This is a genomic window from Siphonobacter aquaeclarae (assembly GCF_900103285.1).
GTDB classification, from domain to species: domain Bacteria; phylum Bacteroidota; class Bacteroidia; order Cytophagales; family Spirosomataceae; genus Siphonobacter; species Siphonobacter aquaeclarae.
Genome location: NZ_FNGS01000002.1, coordinates 821,105 through 832,393 on the forward strand (window position 1 = coordinate 821,105; position 11,289 = coordinate 832,393).

Here is an 11,289-nt window from a genome sequence, read left to right on the forward strand (position 1 = left end):
TTGTTTGACACTGCAATGATAGAGGACCGGATTTCATCAATCAAATTGATTTAATCTATAACACTATCAATAAAATCTATAATATCTTCGGAATTCGCGGATGAGCTCTTCAGCTTTGCTTATGAGGAGCCTCAGGAGCATGGAAACGGCCTTTCCACCGAAACTATCCTGCCCCGGCAGGGAGAAAATAGCCTTCTGCCCGCCGCCGCGGGTATATTGCAGGAGCGGCGGAATATCCCTTCGGGAGCTTCCGCCTTTCTACCCATCTTTACGATATGAAATACGCATTGCTCGCCCTTTTGACGTACGTCGGTACGTTTTGCCACGCCCAGCAGCGGCAGGCCGTTCTCGTCGATGAGTTTATCTACGACAAAGCTCCGTTTCCGTCCTGCCACGCTTCTACTCTCGCCGAAACGCCCGGCGGACTCGTCGCGGCCTGGTTTGGCGGCACCCATGAAAACAACCCGGATGTGGGTATCTGGTTTTCAGAGCTGGTGAAAGGAAAATGGACGGCCCCGCGGGAAGTTGCCAACGGCGTACAGGCCGACGGCAAGCGTTTTGCTTCCTGGAACCCGGTGCTGTTTCAAATGCCGAAAAAAGGTAACCTGCTGTTGTTCTATAAAGTAGGGCCGAGCCCGTCGACCTGGTGGGGTATGCTCATCCGTTCGGCAGACGGCGGAAAGACCTGGTCGAAGCCCGAGCGCCTCCCCGAAGGCATTTACGGCCCGATCAAAAACAAACCTGAACTGCTGAAAGACGGCACGCTCATCTGTCCGACCAGCTCGGAAGACCACGGCTGGCGCGTGCACTTTGAATACACCAAAGACGAAGGAAAAACCTGGACGCGCTCGGAAGCCATCAACGACGGAAAGGAATTTTCCGCCATCCAGCCTTCTGTTCTCTTTCTGAAGGACGGTCGCCTGCAAATCCTCTGCCGCAGTAAAAACAACGCCATTCTGGAAGCCTTCTCCTCCGATCAGGGCAAAACCTGGACCGCGCTCACCAAAACCCAGCTGCCCAACCCTAACTCCGGTACCGACGCGGTGACGCTGAAGGATGGTCGCCAGGCACTCGTTTACAACCATACCAAAAAAGCCGGAGGTACCTGGGGCAAGGAGCGTACGCCGCTGAACCTGGCGATTTCTCCCGACGGGCAGAAATGGTATACCGCCGCCGTCCTCGAAAAAGAACCCGGCGAGTACTCCTACCCGGCGATTATCCAGACAAAAGACGGGCTCATTCACCTCACTTATACCTGGAAACGCGAGAAGATCAAGCACGTGGTCGTCGACCCGAAAAAAGCCGACCTCCTCGAAATCCGGGACGGTATCTGGCCGGAGAAGTAGCTCCGCCGGACACCTCGTTTCATGTCCGCAAACGTACAGAGCATTGTACGTTTGCGGACATTTTATTTTCAAGATCCTATTGATTATCAGTACCTTACTTATCCAGTTATCCGTATGGCATACCTTTCTAAACAGGGTATCACGCGCACAACCGGTTTCCCTATGTTTCGTAACTACCTGAAAATCGCCTTCCGTAATCTTCTGAAAAACAGGGGATACAGTTTCATCAACATCCTCGGGCTGGCTGTAGGGCTGGCGTCGAGTATCCTCATTTTGCTGTGGGTAGTCGATGAATTCAGCTACGACCAGTTTCACCCGAAGAAAGAACGGATCTACCGTGTTCTCCGGAATTTCAAGGAATCGGAAGGGAAAGTCTGGACGTCGAGTTCTCAGGGCGGATTACTGGGCAACTACCTGCGGAAGTCTATCCCCGAAATCAAATACGTAGCGATGACCGGCTGGGAATCGCCGATGCCGCTGGCGACGGGAAACAAAGCCATGAAAAAGGCGGTCCTCTCTGTGGAGCCCGACTTCGTGAATATTTTCGGATTCAAGACCGTAAAGGGTTCTTTTCAAGCGGCCTTCCGGGACACAAAATCCATCCTGCTGACGGAATCCGCGGCCCGCGCCTACTTTGGGGAAAAAGACCCGATCAACCAGATCATCCGGTTCAACGGCCAGCATGATCTGAAAGTCGCGGCGGTGATCCAGGACTACCCCAAAAATTCCCGCTTTACCTTTGAAGCGCTGGTACCCTTTCGCCTCTACGATGCTCTCGGCTGGAACTACCTCGGCTGGAGTGCCAATAACTATCAGATTTATACGGAGTTACATCCAAATGCCGACCTTGCCGCTGTCAACGCCAAGGTGGGTAAAATCTATGCAACGCAATCGAAGGACTACAACGGCGAGGCTTTTCTCTATCCGCTCCTGAAATCCCGCTTGTATGGCCGCTTTGAAAACGGCGTTCCGTCGGGCGGCCGGATTGAAAACGTCCGGATGTTCGGCATCATCGCGGCGTTTGTGCTGCTGATAGCCTGCATCAATTTCATGAACCTGAGCACAGCACGCAGCGAAAAACGTGCGCGGGAAGTCGGCATCCGCAAGACCTCCGGCGCGATGCGTGGCGGTCTGATCATCCAGTTTCTGGGGGAATCGCTGTTTCTGGCGCTGGCAGGGCTGATTGTGGCCGTGGGGTTGGTGGAATTTGCACTTCCTTCCTTCAATCAGCTCATAGGCAAGGAGTTGCAGATTGATTTTGGAAATCCGCTGTATTGGGCAGCGGGGTTACTCGTCGTGACCGTAACGGGCATCCTGGCGGGCAGCTACCCGGCCTTTTACCTGTCGGCCTTCAATCCTGTGACCGTACTGAAGGGTACCATGCAGGCCGGCAAGGCAGGCTCCCTGCCCCGGAAGGTATTGGTCATTCTGCAATTTACGTTTTCGATATCCCTGATAATCAGCACACTGCTTGTCTACCAACAGATACAATACGCCAAAAACCGGCCCCTCGGCTACGACCAGGAAAACCTGATGTACTTCGCCATGGAAGGAGACGCTCCCAACCACTGGCAAACGCTGCGGAGCGAGATCCTGGCCTCCGGCGTGGCGGAGAACGCGTACTGTACCAGCTCGCTGCCCGGCGGCGAATCCGGGTCGAACGGCTGGGGATTCGGCTGGAAGGGCCAGAAACCCGGACAATACAACCAGGTATTCGAGTTCATGCGGGTGAGCTATGACTTCCTGAAAACGACCGGTGTGAAACTGGCCGCCGGACGGGATTTCTCTCCGGCTACGCCCGGCGATACGTCCCGTGCGGTGATCATCAACGAGTCGGCGGCGAAAGTACTGGGCTTCAAAGATCCGCTCGGCGAAACCATCAGCCGGGGCGAGGGCAAGTACCTGGAGAAGTACACCATCGTCGGCGTCGTCAAAAACTTTGCGTTCGGTTCTCCCTATGAAACAATGGTGCCGATGATGGTTAATCTGTCGGTACAGGGCGGAAATATGAGCAATATGGTCGTTCGACTGAAGCCGCAGGTGGCTACTGCGGCGTCGGTGGAATCCATTCAGAAACTTTATCAGAAGTACGCGAAGGACGTGCCGTTCGACTACCACTTCATTGATACCGACTTTGAAAAACGGTTCGAAGCGGAAGCGCTGCTGGGCTCACTCGCGATGCTGTTCGGATCGCTGGCGGTGTTTATTTCCTGCCTCGGGCTGTTTGGACTGGCTTCGTACATGGCCGAGCAGCGGCGGAAGGAAATCGGCGTCCGGAAAGTACTCGGCGCCAGTGTGGTAAACCTGTGGGGATTACTGTCGCAGGACTTCGTAAAACTGGTTGCGATCTCGTTCCTGATTGCCTCTCCCCTGGCCTATTATTTCATGCAGCAATGGCTGGAGAAGTTTCCGCTGCACATCGATATCGGATGGATGGTATTTGTTCTCGCCGGCCTCCTGGCCCTGGCCGTTACGCTCCTGACCATCAGCTACCAGGCGTTACGCGCCGCGATGGCTGATCCGGTGAGAAGTTTGAAGACGGAATAGGCATGGGGCAGGGGTGTACGCTGCTGTCACGAAAGAAGACCATTCGTCGAAGAAACAAATACCTCGAAATCAATTATTTACACAATCAGGAACCGGCCTCCGGCGCTTACTGCCTAAAGCTTACTGCTTAGTGCATACAGCCCCCCAAAGCCATATCCTCTGCTACTCGCCATGCTCCGTAACTACCTGAAAATCGCCTTGCGGAACCTTCTCCGGCAGAAAGGATTCGCCTTTATCAACATCACCGGCCTGAGCATCGGGCTGGCGTGCTGCATGCTGATCCTGCTGTATACGAAGGATGAAATTTCGTACGACGCTTTTCATGAGAAGAAGGATCAGCTCTACCGCGTGACCTGCCGTATCCAGGGCAAGGAAGGGCGGAACGAGCTATATGGCATCGCGGCGATGATCGAGGGACCGTCTTTCAAGCAGGATATTCCCGAAGTCGAATCGTATACGCGGGTGCAGGAGCGGGATTTCATCCTCCGCAAGGGCCGCGAAACCTTCAACGAAAAAGCTTCCTGGGCAGACGCCAACTTCTTCAGCGTCTTTTCCTTTCCGCTGGTATCCGGAGACCCGAAGTCTGCCCTGAAAGACATTCATTCCGTGGTGTTGACGGAAGAAACGGCGCAAAAGTACTTCGGCACCACCGCCGCTATCGGAAAATCGCTTGAGTTTGAGATCAATAACAAGTTCGAAACCTTCGTGGTCTCAGGCATTGCCAAACGTTCACCCCAAAACTCATCCATTAAATTTGATATACTTCTTCCGTTCAACTACCTCGTCGAGAAGGAGTATGACGACAACTGGCTATGGCTCTCCTACCCGACGTACCTCGTCATGCACAAGGGAGCCGACGTGCAGGCCGTTTCCCGGAAAATGACGCAGATCTACAACCGGAAAGCCCGGAATCAGGTCGCTGAAGCCAGCAAACACGGATTTGCGGCGAAATTTATCTGGGGCGTCCAGCCGTTTCTGGAAATGCACCTCGACCCGACCGTCGAGCATACGCCCGAAGTCAGCAATCCGATTTATTCCTATATCCTGATCTGCATCGCGGTCTTTGTGCTGCTGATTGCATGTATCAATTTCGTGAACCTCACGGTATCACAGTCGCTCCGCCGGGGCCGGGAAATTGGTATCCGGAAGGTCGTCGGCGGGCAGCGCCGGCAGTTGATTTTCCAGTTTCTCGGAGAATCCTTCCTATTGACATTTTGCGCCTTTCTCTTCGCCGTTCTGCTCACGGAGGCGGCCCTGCCGTTTTTCAATGAACTGGCCAACAAGCAGCTATCCCTCAGCTACTTGCTTGATTTTCAATTAGTAGGAAGCTTTATCCTGCTGTTCCTGGGAACGGGCTTCGCCGCGGGCTTCTATCCGGCGCTGGTACTCTCCGGCTTCGATCCGATGAAGACGCTGTACAACCGTTTTCAGTTTTCAGGAAAAAACTACCTGTCAAAGAGCCTGGTAGTGTTGCAGTTTTCGCTTGCTACTTTCCTCATTATCACTACGTTGTTTGTCTACTCGCAGTTTCATTTTCTGACGACAAAGGACCTGGGCTACAACGACAAGAACCTGATCTCGCTCCACGTCGGGCAGGATCGGAACATGCCGCTCATGGCGACTTTCAGCGAGCAATTCCGGAAAGCGCCGGGTGTGGTGAGCGTGGCGCCGGCACTGGGTGGCGACTGGGGTACTGTTTCCAAAGCCAACGGAGTAGATATCGACATCGCTTTCAGGCATATCGACGAGCACTACTTCCCCACCCTGGGCATTCAACTGAAGGCAGGCCGGAATTTTTCGCCGGACTTCCCCGCTGATTCCACTCATTCTGTCATCGTCAACGAAGCCTATATCAAAAAAGCCGGCTGGAAAGACAGCGGCGTCGGTCATACCGTCGATTTCCTGAACGGGAGCGAGCAGAAACTGACGATCGTCGGCGTCGTGAAAGACTACCACTACGGATCACTCAAGGAAGAAATCGGGCCGATGCTCTTCACAGCCGACCCGCACATGCCCTTCGGCCGGTTTTACCTGCGGGTACAGCCGGAGAAAATTCCACAGGCGTTGCGGTCGGTCGAGGCTACGTACCGCAAGCTCGACCCTTTCCGGCCGTTCCAGTACAAGTTTGAGGAAGACATCAACCGCCGCAATTACGAAACCGAGGCAAAGTGGAAGCAGATTATATCGTTCGCGGCGGTGCTGACGATTTTCATCTCCTGCATCGGGTTGTTCGGGCTCGTCAGCCTGTCTATCCAGCGGCGGACCAAGGAGATCGGTATCCGGAAGGTACTCGGCGCCTCCGTCTGGCAGGTATCGACGCTGCTGTCCCGGAATTTCCTGTACCTGGTACTCATCGCCTTTGTCGTAGCTATTCCGGCTGCCTGGTACGCCACACAGCGCTGGCTGGAAAACTTCGCTTACCGGATCGATATCGACTGGAAAGTTTTTGCGGCGTCGGCGTTGCTGACGACAGCCATTGCTATCGTGACCGTCGGGTTCAATACCTTCCGGACGGCTCTGATGAACCCGGCCAACTCGCTCAAAACCGAATAACATGCTTCGGAACTACCTCATCACAGCCTACCGCACACTGCTGCGGAACAAAGGGTACGCCTTCCTGAATATTGCCGGGCTGGCGCTTGGCCTGACGGGTAGTCTGCTCATTTTTCAGGTCATCAAGTTCCATTTGTCGTTCGATACCTACCATACCCGGGCGGGTCGTACGTACCAGATGCTGTCGCACTTTCTGACCGGCGGTGACGGCCAGCCTACCGATGCCGTCACACCGCCGCTCGGTGCCGCGCTACGGGCCGACTTTCCCTTCCTCGAAGCGGTGACAACGGTACTGGGGCAGCGCGACCGGCTCATTACCATCGAACGAAACGGCAGTCAGCAGAAATTCAACGAGGAGCGGGCCGTCTGCTATACCGACACCGGATACTTCCGGGTATTCGACTACCAGTGGCTGAGCGGAAACGCAAATACGGCGCTGCAACGGCCGAATACCGTCGTCCTGACCCGGAAACTGGCTGAGAAGTACTTCGGAACCACCGACGTACTCGGCCGGGCCATCCGGATGAATAATGACCTGGACCTGACCGTTACCGGGGTTCTGGAAAACATTCCGGATAATACCGACCGGCGTCACGAGTTTTTTATTTCCTGGGCGACGCTCGACCGGTACAACAATCCCCGCAGTATCGGCGGGCCTGGTACCAAAGAATGGGGATGGACGAGCTCCCGCGTTGCCTGTTTCGTTGTCGCGAAAGATCCTGCCGATATGACCCGGTTGAGCAGGGCCATGCCCTCCTTCCGCCGGAAGTACCTCGGCGACGATGCGAAGGACATCAACTACCTTTCTGTTCCGTACAGCAAAGTCCACTTCGACAAACAATACCACGGCGTCATCAGCAAAACGCAGCTGTATGTACTCGGCCTGGTAGGTCTTTTCCTGATTGTGACGGCCTGTATCAACTTCGTCAACCTGGCTACCGCGCAGGCGCTGAAGCGCTCACGGGAAATCGGGGTACGGAAAGTGGTCGGAGGTACCCGTCCGCAGTTATTCGGGCAGTTTCTCGCGGAAACCGCCGTCATTACGTTTTTGTCGATCATCCTCGCAGTAGGTTTTACCGAGCTGGTACTCGACCCGCTCAATACCTATCTCAGCTCCCGCGCCAACTTCAACCTGATGGGCGGTACCTTCTGGGACTTTCCGATGATTCTCTTTCTCACCGCGGTATTTGTGGTGGTGACGCTGCTGTCGGGCGCCTATCCCGGGCTGGTACTCACCGGATTCCGGCCGGTTTCGGCATTGAAAGGCAAAATCAGCACGCAGCAGATTGGCGGGATGCCCGTCCGCCGGGGGTTGGTCGTGATGCAGTTTGTCATCACGCAGGTATTGCTCATCAGCGCGATTGTCGTCACCCGGCAAATGAACTTCTTCCGGAATTCGGATCTGGGCTATACGGCTTCGTCGGTCGTTATGCTGCCCGTTCCGGACCGGTCCGTGAGCCTTTCCCTGATCCGCAACGAACTTTCCAGGGTGCCGGGCGTAGAATCCGTGACACTATGTACACATGCGCCGACGGCCAGTATGCTCAATCAGACCAGCAGCCATCGTTTCGGAAACCGCACCGAAGATGAAAAGTGGGAAGTAGCGGTAAAACCGGCGGATGCCCGGTACCTGTCGACCTTCCGTATTTCCCTCCTTGCCGGCCGGAATTTTCCGGACACGGACTCGCTCCGGGGATACCTCGTCAACGAAACCTATGTCCGGAAGCTCGGCCTGAAACCTGCCGATGTAATCGGTCAGCGCTTCCGGCTCTGGGGAGAAAGCGCGCCGATTTACGGGGTGGTGAAGGATTTCCATAACCAGTCGCTCGACAACCCGATTGAACCGGTGGTCATTTATGCCAGTCCGTCTGAATTCACGTCGGCGGCCTTGCGGGTAAAAACCGGACAGCTCACTGAAACCCTGGCTTCGGCGCAGGCGGCCTGGGAGAAGCTCTTTCCTGAATACCTCTACCGGCAGACCTTCCTCGACGATCAGATTGCACAACTCTATGAAACGGAAGACCTGATCCTGCAACTGGTACGGCTCTTCACGGGTCTGGCGGTGCTGATCGGTTGCGTCGGGCTGTACGGTCTGGTCAGCTTCATGGCGGCGCAGAAAACCAAGGAAATCGGCGTGCGGAAAGTACTGGGCGCCAGCCTTTGGCAGATTCTCGGCCTCTTTGGCGGGGAGTTTCTGCGGCTGATGCTGCTGGCCTTTGTCGTCGCGGCGCCGCTGGGCGGGTGGGCCATGTCGGCCTGGCTGAGCGAGTTTACCTTCCGGATTCCGATGGAATGGAGCGTCTTTGCCGTTTCGGTGTCACTGACAGGTACCATCGTCGTGCTGACGGTTGGCTGGAAAGCCTTTCAGGCGGCCAGTCTCAACCCGGCCAAAAGTCTCAAAACCGAGTAACTACGAACAGTTATGAAACATGTACTGATTGCGCTGTCGCTGCTCAGCCTTCCGGCGCTGGCACAAAAGCGATCGAATCTTTCGTCCTCCATTTCGGACGACGGAAAAACACTTCACATTGATATTCACGGTACGGTAGACGGGCGGGAAATCCGGTACGATCATACGCATGCCGTTGAAGGTCTTTCGTCTGACGAGAAACACAAGCTCGTCAGCGATGCCTATACTTCTCTCGGACTGGAGCCTCCGGCCAAACCGAAGCCGCCTGTTCCGCCGTCACCTCCGTCACCGCCCATTCCGCCGGCGGGACCGTTGTCTCCGCCTTCTCCGCCGACGCCGCCTTCCGGGCCTCCTGCGCCTCCTGTGCCTCCCGTACCCGCGTATGAGATACCCCGTGACGCCTCGCTGCTGATTGATGAAGACAGCCGTGAAATGCGCGTCACCATCGAGCGAACGACCAACGGAAAGCGGAAAGTGCTTCAGAAGACGTTTGATATCCGCGGAAAATCAGATGCCGAAAAACGCCGGCTGATCGAATCGTTCGGCAAGGAATTTGATAAAAACTGAAGGAAAATTCCTTCCTGACGCCTGCTCTGGTCACAACCGACCGGAGCGGGCTTTTTTGTTTGCGGGCGAATCCTTGCCCGCAAACGCGGAGATCACGTAACTTTCAGGCGAAAAGCGATGCCGGTCCGGGCGAGTCTCATCGGATGCGCTTCTGTCCCACCCGCCCCATGAGCGATTCCTTCGGGAGCGTTTTCTCCGAACATTGATGGTAGAAGAGGAAGTGATTTGGCAGCATTTTCGCGAAGGCGACAGGCAGGCTTTTGCCCGGCTGTACGAACGTTACTTCCCTATTCTGTACGGGTACGGTTTTCGGCTTTCCGGAGACGAAGAAGTGGTGAAAGATGCGATTCAGACGCTTTTTGTGGAATTGTGGAAAAGCCGGGCCGGGCTTTCAACTACTTCCTCCGTCAAATTTTACCTGTTCCGGGTACTTCGCCGGAAGATCCACGAGCAGACCCGGCGGGTTACGCTTGCGCTGCCGGAAGATTACCACCTGGAGTTTGACTATTCCCCCGAAACCGATATGATTCAGCGGGAGCGGCTTTCGCTTCGCCGCGAAAAACTGGAGCAGGCATTGCGCCAGCTCCATCCCCGCCAGAAAGAGGCGTTGTCGCTTCTCTACCTCGAAGGGCTTTCCTACCCCGAAATCGCCGGAATCATGGATATCAAGGTCCGTACGGTTTATAACCTGGTCCATACCGCGTTGCAGGTACTCCGGACCACGATGCCGGCGGCGCTTCGCCTGCTGGCGCTGCTTTCCCTGAACCGCTGGTGAAGGTCTTCCGGAAAAATTTCAAAAAAATCTGCTGATCCGCTGGTAAAACGGCGGCGCCGGTCCCATTGTACAAAAAACAGCGTGCAATGGACTACTCCCGTTTTACGGCGGAGCAACTGGCGACCGATCCCTTTTTTGTCCGGTGGGTCCGGAAAGAAGACGACGAAACAAGGCTTTTCTGGAACGACTGGCTGAAGCGTCATCCCGAACGGCGTGAGGAAGCCGAGCTGGCCCGTGCGCTCGTGCTCACCTGGCGGCCGAAGCCCGTCCTGCCTCCACCCGGAGCGGCCGAGACGGTTTGGGCCGGTATCCAGCGGGATACAGCACCCGATATCCGCCGGTTCCGGTGGAAAACGGCGGCCGGCTGGGCCGCGGTCCTTGCCGGAGCCGGCATCGGCCTTTACTTCTTCCTGACAGAATCGGCTGAGATTCAACAGAAAACCCTTGCCGGTCAGACGCGCGTCGTGGAGCTGCCCGACCACTCCCAGGTTGTGCTGAGCGGAAACTCGTCCATCGCGTATGACCGGGACTGGGACGGGGAAGCGCCCCGGAAAGTCCGCCTCAAAGGCCAGGCGTTCTTCTCCGTCGTCCACCAGGCCGATCACCGGAAGTTCATTGTCGAAACCGACGACCACTACCAGGTGGAAGTACTGGGAACGACGTTTACGGTAGCCGAGCGGAACCACAACCTGCAGGTCGTCCTCAACACCGGCAAAGTACGGCTGCGTCAGCCGGGCGGGCGACCGGCCCTCCTGATGAAACCCGGAGAGCGCATTGAAGTCCGGAATCAGTCGGTTGTTTCCCGGAAGAACGTCAATCCGGTAACATACAGCGACTGGAAAGACCGGCGCTTTGCGTTCGATAACGCCTCGCTGGGCGATGTCACGGAAATGCTCGAGTACACGTATGGCTATGACATCGTCTTCGCCGATTCGACGCTGAAGGAGAAGAAAATCACCGTTCACCTGCAGGATCCGGATCCTGATGTACTTCTCAACGTCCTCGCACAGACGCACGATCTGAAAATAGACCGCCTTGAAAACAGGATCTACATCCGTCCCTGAAAACGCACCATCTCAATTACTTTCCTT

7 protein-coding genes are annotated in these 11,289 nt (G+C 55.7%); all 7 read left to right on the forward strand.

From position 1 onward, the window contains the following. The first annotated feature begins 275 nt into the window (after window positions 1-275). The 7 genes from BLR09_RS06965 to BLR09_RS06995 all read left to right on the forward strand — a co-directional run bounded on the left by BLR09_RS06965 (window position 276) and on the right by BLR09_RS06995 (window position 11,262). Window positions 276-1,346 carry a sialidase family protein gene (locus BLR09_RS06965; protein WP_093199502.1) on the forward strand — a complete coding sequence of 357 codons (1,071 nt, stop codon included), beginning with the start codon at window positions 276-278 and terminating at the stop codon, window positions 1,344-1,346. Window positions 1,347-1,460: 114 nt separating this feature from the next. Next, window positions 1,461-3,893, forward strand: a complete 2,433-nt coding sequence (locus BLR09_RS06970) for an ABC transporter permease (RefSeq protein WP_176785481.1) — start codon at window positions 1,461-1,463, stop codon at window positions 3,891-3,893. Between the two features lie 171 nt (window positions 3,894-4,064). Beyond that, window positions 4,065-6,446 carry an ABC transporter permease gene (locus BLR09_RS06975; RefSeq protein WP_093199507.1) on the forward strand — a complete coding sequence of 794 codons (2,382 nt, stop codon included), beginning with the start codon at window positions 4,065-4,067 and terminating at the stop codon, window positions 6,444-6,446. Between the two features lies 1 nt (window position 6,447). Continuing rightward, complete coding sequence (locus tag BLR09_RS06980; protein WP_093199509.1) at window positions 6,448-8,856, forward strand: ABC transporter permease; 2,409 nt, start codon at window positions 6,448-6,450, stop codon at window positions 8,854-8,856. A 12-nt stretch (window positions 8,857-8,868) separates the two neighbouring features. Continuing rightward, window positions 8,869-9,423, forward strand: a complete 555-nt coding sequence (locus BLR09_RS25280) for a hypothetical protein (RefSeq protein ID WP_143011045.1) — start codon at window positions 8,869-8,871, stop codon at window positions 9,421-9,423. Window positions 9,424-9,628: 205 nt separating this feature from the next. Continuing rightward, the gene (locus BLR09_RS06990) at window positions 9,629-10,198 is read left to right on the forward strand and encodes an RNA polymerase sigma factor (RefSeq protein ID WP_093199514.1); all 570 of its coding nucleotides are present in this window, start codon (window positions 9,629-9,631) and stop codon (window positions 10,196-10,198) included. Window positions 10,199-10,284: 86 nt separating this feature from the next. Next, a complete protein-coding gene (locus BLR09_RS06995; protein WP_093199517.1) occupies window positions 10,285-11,262 on the forward strand; it encodes a FecR domain-containing protein in 978 nt (325 codons plus the stop codon). Window positions 11,263-11,289: the final 27 nt, after the last annotated feature.